14 protein-coding genes, 4 tRNA genes and 1 pseudogene are annotated in these 14811 nt (G+C 41.7%); 7 read left to right on the plus strand and 12 right to left on the minus strand.

What is annotated here, in order from left to right; all coding sequences use genetic code 11:
• Nucleotides 1-77: 77 nt before the first annotated feature.
• Genes clpX through tig form a run of 3 tightly spaced genes read right to left on the minus strand, consistent with a single transcriptional unit; the run spans nt 78 to nt 3350 of the window.
• Complete coding sequence (clpX, locus tag Psch_RS04380) at nt 78-1328, minus strand: ATP-dependent Clp protease ATP-binding subunit ClpX (protein ID WP_190239262.1); 1251 nt, start codon at nt 1326-1328, stop codon at nt 78-80.
• 13 nt (nt 1329-1341) lie between these two features.
• Nucleotides 1342-1932, minus strand: coding sequence for an ATP-dependent Clp endopeptidase proteolytic subunit ClpP (clpP, locus tag Psch_RS04385; protein ID WP_134217735.1), 591 nt, complete (start codon nt 1930-1932; stop codon nt 1342-1344).
• Between the two features lie 53 nt (nt 1933-1985).
• Nucleotides 1986-3350 carry a trigger factor gene (tig, locus tag Psch_RS04390; RefSeq protein ID WP_190239263.1) on the minus strand — a complete coding sequence of 455 codons (1365 nt, stop codon included), beginning with the start codon at nt 3348-3350 and terminating at the stop codon, nt 1986-1988.
• Between the two features lie 456 nt (nt 3351-3806).
• On the opposite strand from tig, the gene Psch_RS04395 reads away from it, so the two are divergent.
• The 4 genes from Psch_RS04395 to Psch_RS04410 all read left to right on the plus strand — a co-directional run bounded on the left by Psch_RS04395 (nt 3807) and on the right by Psch_RS04410 (nt 4582).
• A tRNA-His gene (locus Psch_RS04395) sits at nt 3807-3883 on the plus strand.
• Between the two features lie 9 nt (nt 3884-3892).
• Nucleotides 3893-3967 (plus strand) — tRNA-Gln (locus Psch_RS04400).
• Nucleotides 3968-3978: 11 nt separating this feature from the next.
• Nucleotides 3979-4054 (plus strand) — tRNA-Lys (locus tag Psch_RS04405).
• A 198-nt stretch (nt 4055-4252) separates the two neighbouring features.
• Nucleotides 4253-4582 (plus strand): nucleotide pyrophosphohydrolase, encoded by a 330-nt coding sequence (locus Psch_RS04410; RefSeq protein ID WP_134217737.1) that lies wholly within the window; start codon nt 4253-4255, stop codon nt 4580-4582.
• A 90-nt stretch (nt 4583-4672) separates the two neighbouring features.
• Here Psch_RS04410 and Psch_RS04415 read toward each other — a convergent pair whose 3' ends face one another.
• The gene (locus tag Psch_RS04415; RefSeq protein WP_190239264.1) at nt 4673-5206 is read right to left on the minus strand and encodes a methyltransferase; all 534 of its coding nucleotides are present in this window, start codon (nt 5204-5206) and stop codon (nt 4673-4675) included.
• A gap of 249 nt (nt 5207-5455) precedes the next feature.
• Nucleotides 5456-6952 (minus strand): nicotinate phosphoribosyltransferase, encoded by a 1497-nt coding sequence (locus tag Psch_RS04420; protein ID WP_206663720.1) that lies wholly within the window; start codon nt 6950-6952, stop codon nt 5456-5458.
• Nucleotides 6953-8021: 1069 nt separating this feature from the next.
• Between Psch_RS04420 and Psch_RS04425 the strand changes: the two genes are divergently transcribed.
• Together Psch_RS04425 and Psch_RS04430 are read left to right on the plus strand one after the other, a co-directional pair.
• Nucleotides 8022-8327 carry a hypothetical protein gene (locus tag Psch_RS04425; RefSeq protein ID WP_190239266.1) on the plus strand — a complete coding sequence of 102 codons (306 nt, stop codon included), beginning with the start codon at nt 8022-8024 and terminating at the stop codon, nt 8325-8327.
• Nucleotides 8328-8751: 424 nt separating this feature from the next.
• Nucleotides 8752-8837 (plus strand) — tRNA-Leu (locus Psch_RS04430).
• 356 nt (nt 8838-9193) lie between these two features.
• Here Psch_RS04430 and Psch_RS04435 read toward each other — a convergent pair.
• The gene (locus tag Psch_RS04435) at nt 9194-9457 is read right to left on the minus strand and encodes a hypothetical protein (protein WP_190239267.1); all 264 of its coding nucleotides are present in this window, start codon (nt 9455-9457) and stop codon (nt 9194-9196) included.
• Nucleotides 9458-10007: 550 nt separating this feature from the next.
• Complete coding sequence (locus Psch_RS04440) at nt 10008-10313, minus strand: 4Fe-4S dicluster domain-containing protein (RefSeq protein WP_190239268.1); 306 nt, start codon at nt 10311-10313, stop codon at nt 10008-10010.
• 225 nt (nt 10314-10538) lie between these two features.
• On the opposite strand from Psch_RS04440, the gene Psch_RS04445 reads away from it, so the two are divergent.
• Nucleotides 10539-11039: a DUF2284 domain-containing protein gene (locus Psch_RS04445; RefSeq protein ID WP_190239269.1), complete on the plus strand. Its 501-nt coding sequence runs from the start codon at nt 10539-10541 to the stop codon at nt 11037-11039.
• A 488-nt stretch (nt 11040-11527) separates the two neighbouring features.
• Here the strand turns inward: Psch_RS04445 and Psch_RS04450 are convergent, their stop codons facing one another.
• The 5 genes and pseudogenes from Psch_RS04450 to Psch_RS04475 form a co-directional block, all read right to left on the minus strand.
• Nucleotides 11528-11833, minus strand: coding sequence for a hypothetical protein (locus Psch_RS04450; protein WP_134217748.1), 306 nt, complete (start codon nt 11831-11833; stop codon nt 11528-11530).
• Nucleotides 11834-12038: 205 nt separating this feature from the next.
• Nucleotides 12039-12179: a stalk domain-containing protein gene (locus tag Psch_RS21590; RefSeq protein ID WP_427910071.1), complete on the minus strand. Its 141-nt coding sequence runs from the start codon at nt 12177-12179 to the stop codon at nt 12039-12041.
• A 495-nt stretch (nt 12180-12674) separates the two neighbouring features.
• Nucleotides 12675-13534: pseudogene (locus Psch_RS21595) on the minus strand (serine hydrolase domain-containing protein).
• 245 nt (nt 13535-13779) lie between these two features.
• Nucleotides 13780-14262, minus strand: coding sequence for an HIT family protein (locus Psch_RS04470; protein ID WP_190239273.1), 483 nt, complete (start codon nt 14260-14262; stop codon nt 13780-13782).
• A 123-nt stretch (nt 14263-14385) separates the two neighbouring features.
• A complete protein-coding gene (locus Psch_RS04475) occupies nt 14386-14583 on the minus strand; it encodes a hypothetical protein (RefSeq protein ID WP_134217751.1) in 198 nt (65 codons plus the stop codon).
• Between the last annotated feature and the right edge of the window lie 228 nt (nt 14584-14811).

A 14811-nucleotide genomic window follows, 5' to 3' on the forward strand; every position in this document is an offset into this window, starting at 1 on the left:
TAAAAAATCCTGGCTGTTTTAAACAGTCAGGATTTTTTTACTGGTTTAGCTTTTCATTCAGCCCGGCTTTCTTATGGCTATGCTGTTTCTTCCTTCTTTTTCTTGCGGTCAATGGCGATAATGCGGGGAGGCTCCTTCTTTTGAATGGTCTCCCTCGTCACGATACATTTGGCAATATCAGTGCGGGAAGGTATATCATACATCACATCCAGCATAACCTCTTCAAGAATTGAGCGCAGGCCGCGCGCTCCGGTATTGCGCTTGAGCGCCTCCTCGGCCACCGCCGTTAGCGCATCCCGGGCAAATTCCAGGGCAACCCCGTCGAGATCAAACAACTTCTCATACTGTTTCACGAGCGCGTTGCGCGGCTCGGTGAGAATGCGGATTAACGCGTCCTCGTCCAGTGCGTCGAGGGTTACGATAATAGGCAAACGGCCGACAAACTCAGGAATCAGTCCGTATTTCAAGAGGTCCTCGGGCAGAATTTTGCTTAATATTTCCCCGATCTTCTGCTCTTTCCTGGGCTTGATATCAGCCCCAAACCCCATCGATTTTTTACCTGTGCGGTTCTGAATAATCTTATCGACCCCGTCAAAAGCGCCGCCACAGATGAACAGGATGTTGGTCGTATCCAGCTGGATGAACTCCTGGTGAGGGTGCTTGCGACCACCCTGGGGCGGTACACTGGCAACAGTACCCTCAAGTATTTTCAACAGCGCCTGCTGTACACCTTCACCGGAAACGTCCCTGGTAATGGAAGGATTTTCCGACTTGCGGGCTATTTTATCTATTTCATCGATGTAAACAATGCCCTTTTCCGCCTTCTCCACGTCATAATCCGCTGCCTGGATCAGTTTGAGCAGGATGTTTTCAACATCCTCACCGACATAGCCGGCCTCAGTCAGAGATGTGGCGTCGGCAATCGCAAAGGGAACGTTCAAAAGGCGAGCCAAAGTTTGGGCCAGCAGGGTTTTACCGCTGCCGGTAGGCCCAAGCATCACAATATTGCTCTTCTGAAGCTCAACATCATCGATTTTGCCGCCCAGGTTGATTCTCTTATAGTGGTTGTAAACAGCAACCGCCAGAGATTTCTTGGCGCTTTCCTGGCCGATGACATACTGGTCGAGTATTTCTTTGATCTCTTTTGGCTTTGGTATGTCACCCAGTTCCAGGCCCATGTCCTCACTGAGTTCTTCTTCAATAATCTCATTGCATAGTTCGATGCACTCATCACAGATGTAAACGCCGGGACCGGCAACCAGCTTCTTGACCTGATCCTGCAGCTTACCGCAAAAGGAGCATTTCAATTGTCCTTTGTCACCGAACATATTACCACCTCTTTTACCTTTGCTTCCTGCCATCAAACACCTCGTCAATTAAACCGTATTCTTTGGCCTCCTGAGCGGACATAAAGAAGTCCCGCTCGGTATCATGTGATATCTTTTCAATGGGTTGACCCGTATGATTGGCAAGGATTCCGTTCAGGAACTCCCTCATCCGCAGGATTTCCCTGGCGTGGATATCAATATCCGTTGCCTGGCCCTGGACCCCGCCAGCCGGTTGGTGAATCAAAATCCTGGCGTAAGGGAGGGCGTATCTTTTCCCTTTCGCCCCTGCAGCAAGGAGCAGCGAACCCATGCTGGCCGCCTGGCCGAGGCAGATAGTGGACACATCAGGCCGCACGTACTGCATGGTGTCGTAAATTGCCATCCCCGCGGTGACAACACCACCGGGAGAGTTAATATAAAAATGGATGTCCTTTTCCGGGTCCTCTGCTTCCAGGAAAAGCAGTTGGGCGATAATCAGGTTGGCGACATTGTCATCAACGGGCCCGCCAAGGAATACGATACGGTCTTTTAAAAGCCTGGAGAAAATATCATAAGACCGTTCACCGCGATTGGTCTGCTCTACAACTATAGGAACAAGGTTCAATTTATTCAAGCCTCCTAGCACGAATTAAAGTCGCTTCTAGATTATTAATATTACTATTCCTCAGTCTGTTCTTTGGTGTCCTCTTCTGTAGTCTGTTCTTTAGTGTCCTCGACCATGAAAGTGGAGACGTCTACAATTTGAGCATTGTCCACCAGTAACTGCACAGTCTTTTCCATGACCAAGCTTTCAGTTATAAATCCTAATTGCCTTTCTTTTTTCAACGTATTGTAGAATTCTTCCGGGTCCTGCTGGTAATGGGCAGCCACCTTGGCGCTTTCCGCTTTTATTTCTTCTTCACTGGCAACAATCCCCTCGTTTTTGGCGATCGCCTCCAAAACCAGATTGGTCCTTACTCTCCTCTCAGCTTCGGGCCGCAGCTGCTCACGCAGTTCCGGCATGGAACTGTTGGTATACTCAAGGTAGGTTTCGAGATTAATACCTTGACCGGAAAGGCGATTGTTCATGCCGCGAATCGTTTCTTCAAGTTGGCTATTAATCATGCTCTCGGGGACTTCCACTTCAGCGTTGCCGACCGCCAGGTCAATCAGGTCCTGCCTGAACTGGTATTCAGCCCTGCTCTCGGCAGTCTGTTTTAATTTATTCCTGGTGTCAGCCCTTAATTCCTCCAGGGTGTCAAACTCACTGACATCCTTGGCGAACTCATCATCCATATCCAATAGTTCTTTACGCTTGATGCGATTAACGGTGACCTCAAAAGTAGCCTCTTTGCCCGCTAATTCCTCGGACTGGTAGTTTTCCGGGAAGGTTACATTGATTACCTTGTTTTCACCAATGGACATACCGATCATCTGGTCCTCAAACCCTGGAATGAAAGAACCTGACCCGATGGTCAAGGGATAGTTTTTGCCTTCCCCTCCTTGAAAAGGTTCCCCGTCAACTTTACCCAGAAAATCTAATTCAACCTGGTCACCGTCTTCAACAGTACCTTCTTCTATAGTCAGCAACTTGGCATGTCTATTGCGAAGGCGCTCCAGCTCAGCCTCTACATCTCTTTCCTGGATCTCAGTTACAGATTTGGATAGCTCAATGCCTTTGTACTGTCCCAGTATAACTTCCGGCTTCACCTCAACCGTAGCTTTTAACAGCACTGGTTTTCCATCTTCAGCCTGAACGATTTCCATCTTGGGCTGGTCGATCGGCTCAATCCCGGTATCTTCAACCGCTTTAAAGTAAACCTCCGGAACCAGTGACTCCATAGCCTCCTCGTAAAGGGCTTCTTTACCTACAAAACGCTCAAAGATGGGTCGTGGTGTTTTGCCTTTCCGGAAGCCCGGGATATTTACTTTTTTCACCATCTTGCGGTAAGCTTTATCCAGAGCCTGGGAGACTTCTTCAACGTCTACCTCTATTTCCATTTCTACAGTATTTTTTTCGATCCTTTCCGCGTTAGCCTTCATATATGCTCCCCCTTAAATTGTGGAATTATAAACCGTGTATACAATAAGAATAAAAGAATACTTTGCCTAGCAGTATGTACCATTAATTGCAATTATTATATTGTAACCAATTTTAATCATTTATTCTCCGGCTAAAGGCTGTTTTCCTCCCATTCAAACTAAAAATACCAAGGCCTATAGCCCTGGCTACCAAAATTGCCATATAAGGTTGGGCTTCCCAACTGCAACCCGAGCAAGTGTTGCAGCGGCATACCTGATATGTTATCATTTATTATAACTGCCCCAGAATTAATTATCAATATAAACCCAAGCTTTAAGGGCAAAAAAATAACAGCGCGCGACATTATTACAGAGCTATAACATGATGCCCCTTAATCCTTGACAACACTTTGATTATTTGTTAACATATCATGTGCGGACAGTGGGGTAACCCAAGTCTGCAGCCAAGAAAACATGGTGGGTGTAGCTCAGCTGGTTAGAGCACCAGATTGTGGCTCTGGGGGTCGTGGGTTCGAGTCCCATCATCCACCCCATTATAAAATTGGGGCGTCGCCAAGCGGTAAGGCACCGGTCTTTGGAATCGGCATTCGTTGGTTCGAATCCAGCCGCCCCAGCCATTTAATTTTATGGGCCATTAGCTCAGTCGGTAGAGCACCTGACTTTTAATCAGGGTGTCCCGCGTTCGAGTCGCGGATGGCTCACCAAGAAAAGACTTCCGTAAAAACGGAAGCCTTTTTATTTTTTATGGTTGGTTGACTGACCATGCATCACATTTTTCTGTTAATCTTTCTGTCATTTTTAATATACTAAAAACTTTTTTTCAATAACCATGGAACTTGTTTAAATTGTTCAAATGATGATAATATTTTTAGGAATACTTTTGCATTTCGGAGGTATATAATATGAATCACCTTATTCAAAAGTTAATTGAATTTAGAGACCAACGAAACTGGAAACAATTCCATAACCCCAAAGATTTGGCCATATCACTTGTACTGGAAGCTAGTGAACTTCTAGAAAATTTCCAATGGAAAAGCAGTGAACAAGCCGTTCGAGAGAAAAGTAAGAGCATCGAAGAAGAAATGGCTGATGTTTTTACCTATTTACTTCTTTTATCTAACGAGATGGGCATAGATTTAGAGAAGGCCGTAATAGATAAAATAGCAAAAAACGCTACAAAATATCCTGAAAGCAAATCATTTGGATCTAACAAGAAATATACAGATTTATAGTTTTGTTGTAGATTCAATAATTTTTGGCATGCCATATATTACCAGATATAATTTATATACTTATACTGGCGGCATTATACACTATGTACTTTATATTACTTTTATTGTCCCTTCACTCCCATCCCATATGAACCAAGCATAGGCAGCTTGATCTGTCTGGTAATCATCATCAAAATAAGGCCTGTCCGACAAAGCATATAGGAAGGAAACGGGATAATTCTGCCAAAAATCGTACCTATCCCCAGACTCCAAATATGCTGTTTTCATGAGCATAATTATTTGACCTTTTTCTGAGACCACCTCAAAACATTTCATGATTATCTCTTTTGCAATATTATAAGGCGGGTTGGTGATAATAGTGTCATACTTCTGATCAGGTTGCCAGGTTAAAAAATCAGCGATAAATACGTTGCCGAATTCCTGCAGTTTCTTCTCTTCTGCTTTGCGAATTTCAACAGAGGTTATGGAATTTTTATATCCAAAATTCCTGATAGCTTTCAATACCGCTCCGTCTCCGGCGGTGGGGTCTAAGATATGACCGTAAAGTCTTCTATGTTCCAGTAGTTTTCTTACCACCCATTCGGGCGTTACATAGTAATCATAATCATTTCTTTTCTTAGTCACTCCCTATTCCTCCTTTTTATACTAATAGCATGAAACTTAGGTCCCAGAACAGGTCCTGCCAGGATACTTTGATGCTTTTGAGAACATATGAATTCAGACAATAGGATCACCGAAGAAGGGCCTCTAGAAGCCCTATTTTTTGGGGATTACTAGAAGCCCTTCGCATGCAATTATCCTATCTACCGGAGGTTTTGTCAACGGGCCTAACTTTCTGCGTCCACATTTTTATGCAAAGTTAGTTAATGGCACTTAGCCAATGCTTGCAAATACTCTCTCCCTGATTTCAGACAAGCTTTCTTCTCTTAATAGCTGGCCGTCCTTAAATACAGGCTCCAATAGATCAACGGACTCATATTCTTTTTGTTGTTCTCTATTAAGATTATCAATGAAATTTATATTTCCATTATCGTCCTTAGTCACAACGACCAATCCAAGTTGAGATTTTTTCCATCTTTGTGGATCTGTGATCGGATCCTTGTAAATTTTACGTTCCTCCCCGCCTACCACCGCATACGTCGACTTCAGTGAAAATCCAAAATCATCTCTTGTCTTACGTTGATAGGTGAAGGAACCAATGCCGAAGACCATGTTCGTAGAAGCAAAGCCTTTATCAGCTAATTGCTGCAAGATATCCCGGCAGCTATCAATAGTGATAGCCTCTCCATAAATACAGCCAATATGGGTATCCAGGTGTTTGAAACCCTTATCGGTAGTGGAACCACCAAAGATATCCCAGAGGATTTCTACAACACCCTTGCGTTCATTTTCGGTCTCACCATCGGGATCCCCACACATAATCTTAACCGGATCACCCGAATCAGGCCTGATAACCACCCGGCCCTCCCTGGCCATAATGACGTCTTTCAGTGGCTTAACAACGTTATCCAGAACATTCCACAGATCCCAGGTATCAGAGACAATGGAAAGGAATCCGGTCGGGTAGACTTCGGTCATTAAATACTTATAGCTTTCGTATTCATTCCTGCCGAAGACCTCCATCACACTGTGTTCCGTTGCGGGGATGGCAGTTCCGACAAGTTCTTTTTCAATATCGGCGTTATAATATTTTTCCAGATACAAAACTGCTGGAGGAGTATCTGTACCGGTAAAGGCCAGCAGGTGTCCGGCGCCGCTCAACTGGGCCGCAGACAGCGAAGCTAAACCACGCATTGAAAAGTCATGCCCGCAGAACTGCACGAATTCCTTGGCGCCACCGGTCATGTCACAAAAGGAATCCATGATTTTCCGATATTCAAGAGCGAGAGTCGCTGACGTTGATGGCATCCATAATTGGCAGGACAACAATGTTTCAAGGTAATTTGTCACCCAGAAAAATTCTGGTTTAGTATTTTCAATTGTTAACATAGGAACCCTAATCGGCACTAAAGTTCCTTCTTTAACAGCCTTGATTAATACTGGAACATACCCCAGATCATGCAATTTTTCAATGTGCTGCGTTTCCGGGTTTTCACGTCCAAGCGTATATTTGATGAATCTCCTGTATTCATCAACCACTTCTTTTTTGGGCCTGGAGAAGAAATACTCATTAAAGTAGTCAAGAAGAAATTCTTTAACAAATCCTTGGAAGCCAAATGCTACAACCTTATCAACGCCATTAATCCTGGACGCTCTCGGAGTCCAGGTTGAATATACTACTTCAGTGTCTTTTGGATACTGTTCCCTATGCGAAATCTTATAAAAATCGCACAGTAATGAAGCTGGATAAATATACTTTTTTGTACTCACACTTGACATCTCCTTAATTTGTTTACTAAAAAATTAATTACTTCTCCCCATGCATAATGCTTAAATCCACCAAAGATGAGTCAATTGCCAGAAAACTATGAAACATCGATGGAAAACTCCTCACATATTCAATACAAGCAGCTAATACTGTCAATAACTTTTTCAGCAAAAAGATATCACAGGATTCCAATTTAATCAAGCCCTAAAACGTCCATCAACGATAATTTTTTGAATTTTATTATATAATTCGATTCATATTGCAGCCTTAATTAAAATTTGGAGGTAAGGTATTTTTGTGAAAACTTTGTGCAATAAATCACTAGCGTTACACAAAAATTGCAGGTAAGGGAGTATCAACATAAAGTTTAAAGTTCTATTCAATAGAACAGCATCTAATTATAGAGTTTTCGCAGCACGAAAGTTAAAGCCGGCCCTTTAAAAATGCAGTCAAGCAAGGGGACAAACTGTTGATTAAATCCTATAATCACAATCCGATATTGTAAGATGCTTCACAAGGTTTATTTTAAAATTTGTCAGATATTATTTGAAATGCTTCCGAAATTATTCACGCGAGGGTTAAATTTTAACTTCATAATTGGTTTGGTAAAATACATTTCATAAAAACATCCTTTCGTCTTGTTGGAACGGTTCTTTAGGGGTAATTGTACCTTTGCCGCAATGAGGATGCCTTTTGTTGTTTTCAAGTCCATCAACTCAAGCCAGTTTCACCAAGGCTTCATGGCTATTTTTATGTGCGGAAATTGAGTAATATAAAATTAATTATATCATAAATAATTGATATATTTTGTCGTAAGTAGTCGATGCTAATGTACAATTCTCATTAGCATCTTTATGTTTTTCCATTATTAAATTGGTTAATTTGAAAAGTTGAACATGGCCTTAGTTGCTGAACTTACCAGCTTAAATACTCATGATTTATACTCCAGACTTATTGCAGAAAAAAAACTGAAGCCGTTCATAATTTATCCACCAAGCAGTTGACAATCAGAATCACATATACTATAATCACAAAATAATTAAAAATTAAGTTAAAAGGCGGTAACAGTTAATGGCATTTGAAGTATACAAACCACGTGGTGAAAAAGTCAATAAAATCCCATTAGTATCACTGTCAAAGAATTCAATAGTTTTGAATAAAACATCCAGGGAAAAACTAAACGCTACAAGTATTGAATTGGCTTTTGACAAAGACACTAACACTCTTAGAATCAAAGAATCTGCTGACGGGCAAACACTCAAGAAAACAAAGGTTTTTGCTAAGGGTTTCTTCAACCATTTTGGTATAAATAAAAAGGGTAAATTTCCTGCCAGCTATGATGAAACAGAAAATGCTTTATTTGTTGAACTAAAATAACCTGCAAAAGCAGGTTTTTTTATGAGTTATTATTATTTTACACATTCAATACTATGTGTAAACATCCAGTTTTCATATAATCTAGTTACTAATTATTCCCCTTTTTATCGCTATTAATCACCCGTCATCCATACAGTGATTTTGAAACCCTAAAAATGATGTATATTTCTGTCTTAATCCATAGATCCTTAAAAATATGTTACATGTTAATTAATTGTTTTGCTATTGTTTTAAGGGAATAATTTTCACTACCTAAACATATAAATTATATGGCATATAATGTTATCCCTTGACAGTAATAGTCCTGTGTAGTAAATTATATAAGTAAACTTTCGTATCAACTGGATTATAAGACCCCGTTAATGAGATTAACAACTCAGAAGTTTAAAAAATCATACAATCCTTTGATAATGAACAATTACATGCGGGCGTGGCGGAATGGCAGACGCGCTGGACTTAGGATCCAGTGGGGTTAAACCCGTGAAGGTTCAAGTCCTTTCGCCCGCACCAAATTTGAGGGCCTTTCAACCAGTGGCAAAAGCTCTGTATTTTTCACCTAGTCCATTGTGTCTGGAAAGCGTCCGTCAAACACAATGGACTTATCCCCTTCGTGAATCTAACGGAAGGGGGTTATTTATTTTATGACGTATCCCATGCATTGAAAAAACATCCCTTCCTACAACTAGCCTCAATTTTCATTTAATCGGCCAGCCGGTACCGCAGGGGATGTTGAGTTTGTCGAAGTGCAGGTAAGTGTTTCATGACAAAGATGCCCAGGGCCACCGGTAAGAAGGTTGTATCAGCTCTCAAAAGCGCCGGCTTTATCGTAATAAGAGTAACCGGCAGTCATGCAGTATTACTATAAATTAATCTTCCTTGCTATCTTCCTCAGAATCTTCTTTATTATCTTTAGCTCCGGACTCCTTTGCTCCGTTATCTTCCTTATTAGGTGATATTTGATTTCCTGTATCCTGTATGCTTTTATTGACATCCTGAACGGCTTTGTTAACGTTCTGGATGCTGTCATTAACATTTTTAATGCCGTCGGTAATGTCCGGCGCATTGCCACACCCGTAAGTAAACAAAGAGAACATAAACATAACAGCTAATATACAAAATGTTTTTTTCATCTGAAAATACCTCCTGAAAAAAATAATTTATTTTGTCTACAGCCATGGCAAAACATTCAGATCGCATTTTACCGCAGTTCCGGTAGAATCCCCCCTCCCTCAATATTTTATGTATTCCCTTTTTTATTCAGAACATTCCATGGCATGTACGTAAACCAATATCTTTTTGTAAGTAGCGTCTGTTTTCCAGATGCTTTTACAGCCAGGAGAGTTCTTCGACAGCTGCGGAGGCCGGCCTTCCCTGGTTGTGTGTACCCTTATGGCCATCGCTAGATTGGACTTCCGTCACGCTCCTCTCTGGGATTGGTGAAAAGATGACAGCATACATTGACGATGATTCCCAGTATCAGGAACTTATTGACAACCGGTGGATAACCCGGTTGATAACTTGCAAATTTTGGTTATTGCATAGCCCGGTGTCCGATCTGCCTGAAAGTCAACAAATAAGTCACCCGGCATAACGATCTTACCGGGTGACTTTGTTTTTTCGTGTTCACTAAAAGTAAGTTTTGGTGGACACCTTAAAAACTGTAATATTTAAAAATTGGATTTAGGCTGCTGATAATAATTTTTTGGGACACTTTTCAACACACACATTACATTTTAAGCAGTCAGCGTCTAAGATCTGTCCTTGCTCTTTATGGTCTAACACGTTAATCCCTACCGGACAGTCCTTTGAACAAAGATTACATCCCTTACAAGAGTCAACATTAAATGTAACGTGATTGATTTTAGTTTTCAATGCTTCAATACTAGCAACATAATATGACATTGTTCCCATCGGGCAAATTGTGCTACAAAAAGCTATTAGTACAATCCAAAACCAATCGTGTATAAATTTTTTCACCGCAACCATCTGACAAGCTCCTCATCAAAATATTATTTTTATGACGCCTCATGGGGTACATAAAAATAATACTCGACAACGCTATATTTGTCAATCGTAATATTACAATATTACGATATTTAGTTATATACGTCTCCCTCCTAACGCGGGAATTCCATCCAGTGTTTGGTAAAGATATTTACATATAGTACAACACATTATAAAATACATTTAAGATAATGGCAGGGGGCGAATATGATGGACAACGGCTTATCGAGATTCATAGATACAGCTAAAAACCTTGGTGCTTATGATGCAAAAATTATTGATCCAAGTACTATAAAAACAGCAGCATGGGTAAGAATGAAGTGTATGTACGGTTGTAAACATAGAAAAGTGCACTGTTGTCCTCCAAATACTCCCACCCCTAAAGAAACTCAAGAAATAATTGATTGTTATAAGACTGCTTTGCTTATACATTGCAAGGATAAGGACCCTTCAGAAACCGTTTTAAAACTTGAAAGAGCAATTTTTTTAGAAGGGTTTTATAAAGTTATAGGCTACGGGTGTGGAGCCTGTATGTTATGTAAAACCTGTCAGGATGAGAAATGCGCCAATCCCAAAGATGCAAGACCATCAATGGAAGCATGTGGTATTGATGTGTATGAAACAGTAAGAACAAATGGTTTTCCTATTGAGGTTGTGAAGGACAGGAAAAGTAATGGTAATTATTATGGTTTATTACTGATTGAATAGAATTTATCACTATATCCACATAGTCCCTGCAAACGATTTGCAGGTTTTTAGAGTTTGCAAAGAAAAGAGCCCAAGGCTCTTTTCCCTTTCAATCTAATGCTGCTGCTTAACAAAAACCACATTAATGGCCTTTACTAAAGCATTTACTTTGTCACCTTTTTTAAATCCGGCTTCTTCAAAACTGTCTCTCGTCATCACGGACGTGAGTCGGATATTATTATCCCCTCAGTCCCCTACTCACATGCTAACCTGCGCCATAACATTGTCTGTCTTTATATCCTCAATTTCACCATTAATGTTATTACGTACACCAGCTTCCATAAAATTCACCTCCCCTAAATAATATCTTGATCATTGTCTTATTCTCCCCGACATCAGCTTTTTTAGTCATCTCAAGAAGCCATATGTGATTAACCCTGGATAAATACTTTGTATAAATAAAAAGCAACACCCCGTTGATTGATGGGGGTGTTGCTTTTTATTAGGCCTTAGGTCAAGCTTACGTATAAGGCTCTCTCTTCTTCCTCAAACCTTGCCTCGTATCTGCCCTTCTTATTGATACCAAAGTGATTGAAGAAACCCCTGGCAAAGACTTTGGTCTTCTTGACAGTCTGACCTTCACTTGCTGCCTTGATCCTGATCGTGTTGGTGTCATTATCAAAGGCCAACTCAACATTATCGGCTTTGAGTTTTTCACGTGAAATCTTGTTGAGCACAATCGAATTTTTAGAAAGTGAGACCAGGGGCACCTTTCCCACTTTCTCGCCGCGCGGTTTGTATACTTCAAATGCCATGATTTACCCTCCATTACGTAATATAGAACTAATAGGTATTATAGATCATTGTTTTGCTTGTGTCAATTTTTGCCTTCAATAATTATAAAAACCGGCTATTGAAGGAGCCTTACACCATCTAGTTTGCCCGGATTTTAATGTTAATATATGATTCAGCCCTAAATTATATGCCTATTCGTAATAATTTTGCAATAATAACAAGATATTATTGATAAACCATCTCAACACCGAGCAGTTCCGCTATCCGGCCCAGCGGCAACATTAAATAGCCGCCCTTATCGTAAGGTATAATTTCCTGGTAAACTGTCTGACCATTTACTAAAAATTCCGCTTTTCCAGCGCTCACCCGGACAGTTTTCCCTGCCTACATCAGGGTAACAGCTCCGGTTGTTTGATCCTGTTCTATTGTTGTTTCCAGCGCATCGGCAAGTGAGATGGCTAAATGTATCACTTGTTTTGATGTCGGCGGTAACCGGGTAAACTACCTTTCTTCCGTTGACTGTCAAATAATCAATGTTTACTGATATTCTTCTGGCGCCGTTTTTTGCGGGACCAGTCAGCTGGTTATACAGTTTGTTGATAATAGTTTCTTCTATACTTGTAAAACCGCTTTCTGTATACCTGTAATGTCCTCCGTTGATGATAAGGATCACACCGCTATTCTCGTCACGGTCAAAATACATATCACTGATAAGGCCGTAACTCTGCCCGGCATGACCGGTAAGCCTCCGGCCGGCCAAACTATCAGTAATATAGAAGTTCAGACCTTTTTGCTTGTAAAAACCCTCAAGCCCACTGCCAAACCACTGCATCTGCTGCATTAAATCCACGGTGTCCGGGTTTAAAATACAGCGATATAATCACACGCGGGTACGAATCCCCCCTCGCTGTCCGGTGTATAGAGCACGGCAACCCTGTCGAGTTGGGCTATGCCGGCAAGATCATAACTCGCCTCCATCCCCAAAGGCCGAAAGATGCGGTCATTACAGTAGTCATTGAACCTTTCGCCTGAAATCTTTTCCACCAGGCTGGCGATAATTCCGGAGCCGAAGTTGGAATAAGTAAAACCAGCGCCGGGTCTGTAGGCAGCCCAAGTTGCGCTATCGTTAAAACTTCCGCCAGGCAACAGGATATCCTGAAGCAGGGGTGTATTGGCAGAATTTATCGCCACATTATAACCACCCTTGCCGCCGTTGTCCAAAATGCTGGAAGTATGAGTGAGCAGCATGCGAAAAGTGATTTTATCATCCGGATAGTTGGGATTTCTAACTGTGAATCCAAGGTAGTCGCTGATTCGTCGTCCAGTCCAAACCTGCCCTGCTCCCAGAGTTGCATCAGAGCAGTGGCTACCACTGTTTTGGATAGCGAGGCGATACGGTAAATGGTATCGGCGCCCGCCGGCCTATCCCTTTCCAGATCGGAGAAGCCATAACCTTTTGACCAGACGACCTTGCCGTCCTTGACAAAGACGGCGGATAGCCCCACAATCTGGTCTTGCTCCATGGCTGTTAAAATTTCAGCGTCCAGATCGCCGCCCAAAATATTGGTATAAGGGCTCAAAGCAACTTCACCGGAAACGGGATTATGAGGCACAATATCAGGCTTTTCCCCAAACATCGGTGTTATAGTTGTTATCAGCATCAACTGCGCCAAAAATAACAGAATTGCCATTTTGAACCGGGAATTATTGTAATACTTCATAGATATTTACTACCTTTCCCGCCAATTAAACGCTTACTTGGCATTATTACTTTATTATTCAGATTCCTCTTGTTTAAAAAATTCGTCCCGCCCTTAACAGGTCCCTGCGCAATGCATTTGAAAATTATTGCCTGTTTAACCATTACACAAGAATTAGTCCAAATATGACAAAAAAATACCCTCTCCAACAATTGTTTTCAAGGATATTATCAATTCAAACTATTGATAGCTACAGACGGGCTCATTTACTGCAGGATTTTTAACGACTCCTTCAACTTCTTAAAGGTTACCTCCAGGGACTCAGAAATCACCCTGACATTTCCGATTACCGGCATAAAATTGGTATCACCGCCCCAGCGGGGGACAACATGGATATGAAAATGTCCGGGCACCCCGGCGCCGGCAGCTTTGCCGATGTTTGCGCCCACATTAAAGCCTTCGGGATTAAAAACCCGCAGGACCTTGACCATTTTTTGAGTCATCAGAACAAGCTCAGCCGCTTCTTCCCCGGTCAGGTCTTCGATGTCCGCCACATGCCTTTTGGGCATTATTAAAAGGTGCCCGTTGTTGTAAGGGTAGAGGTTCATTAAGACAATTGTTTTGTCTCCCCGCAGCAATACGAGATTTGCCTCATCCTCATCAGACTGCAATTTTTGACAAAAAACACAGCCCTCCCCGTGGCTGCCTCCTACATAAACCGATCGCCACGGCGCCCAAATACAATCCAAAAGCCCTGCCTCCCTACGTGTGAATTAAAGAAAAAGCCCGGAGGCTTTTCCTTGATACTTTCTTTTTGAAGGATAAACCTATAATATATTCAGATCATACCACTTCCGCATTGTCATCGCAACTCACTTACTTTCTGCGGCAATTTGCATGCTAATCTTTTTTAATAAACCCTCTTTGGATACTGCATAACAGAGTTTTGTTAAACCGGACTCCAGCCCTTTTCCATACCAAAGTATATCTCTACTTTTGTACCACACGGAGCATAAATATCTTTTGCCCCCCACTTCAATCTGTACATACTCCTCCTTTTTAGCCAGCATCAGAAAGCCCCCTTCCTAACATTAGCTTCCTACCATTAGTTAATTCATTCGCCAAAATAATGGATAATCCTTTAGGAATTTTCCGACAATTCTCAACATTTAAACACTATTTCCGCCATTTATCTCTGATTGTCGGGGGGGGGGAAGGGGTGATTCTTCCTGCGTCTAAAAAGCGTCCCTCCTAATTTTTAATTTGGACAGCCTCCATTTATGACATCTTTTTTAATC

Origin of the sequence: Pelotomaculum schinkii, assembly GCF_004369205.1 — a bacterium.
GTDB classification, from domain to species: domain Bacteria; phylum Bacillota; class Desulfotomaculia; order Desulfotomaculales; family Pelotomaculaceae; genus Pelotomaculum_C; species Pelotomaculum_C schinkii.

Excerpts from the sequence above, each read along its gene's own strand:
- Psch_RS04435 (WP_190239267.1), bottom strand. The coding sequence starts at position 9,457 with ATGAAAAAAACATTTTGTATATTAGCTGTTATGTTTATGTTCTCTTTG.
- Psch_RS04475 (WP_134217751.1), bottom strand. The coding sequence starts at position 14,583 with ATGCTGGCTAAAAAGGAGGAGTATGTACAGATTGAAGTGGGGGGCAAA.
- Psch_RS04440 (WP_190239268.1), bottom strand. The coding sequence starts at position 10,313 with ATGGTTGCGGTGAAAAAATTTATACACGATTGGTTTTGGATTGTACTA.
- clpX (WP_190239262.1), bottom strand. The coding sequence starts at position 1,328 with ATGTTCGGTGACAAAGGACAATTGAAATGCTCCTTTTGCGGTAAGCTG.
- tig (WP_190239263.1), bottom strand. The coding sequence starts at position 3,350 with ATGAAGGCTAACGCGGAAAGGATCGAAAAAAATACTGTAGAAATGGAA.
- Psch_RS04410 (WP_134217737.1), top strand. The coding sequence starts at position 4,253 with ATGAATCACCTTATTCAAAAGTTAATTGAATTTAGAGACCAACGAAAC.
- Psch_RS04425 (WP_190239266.1), top strand. The coding sequence starts at position 8,022 with ATGGCATTTGAAGTATACAAACCACGTGGTGAAAAAGTCAATAAAATC.
- Psch_RS04445 (WP_190239269.1), top strand. The coding sequence starts at position 10,539 with ATGATGGACAACGGCTTATCGAGATTCATAGATACAGCTAAAAACCTT.
- Psch_RS04450 (WP_134217748.1), bottom strand. The coding sequence starts at position 11,833 with ATGGCATTTGAAGTATACAAACCGCGCGGCGAGAAAGTGGGAAAGGTG.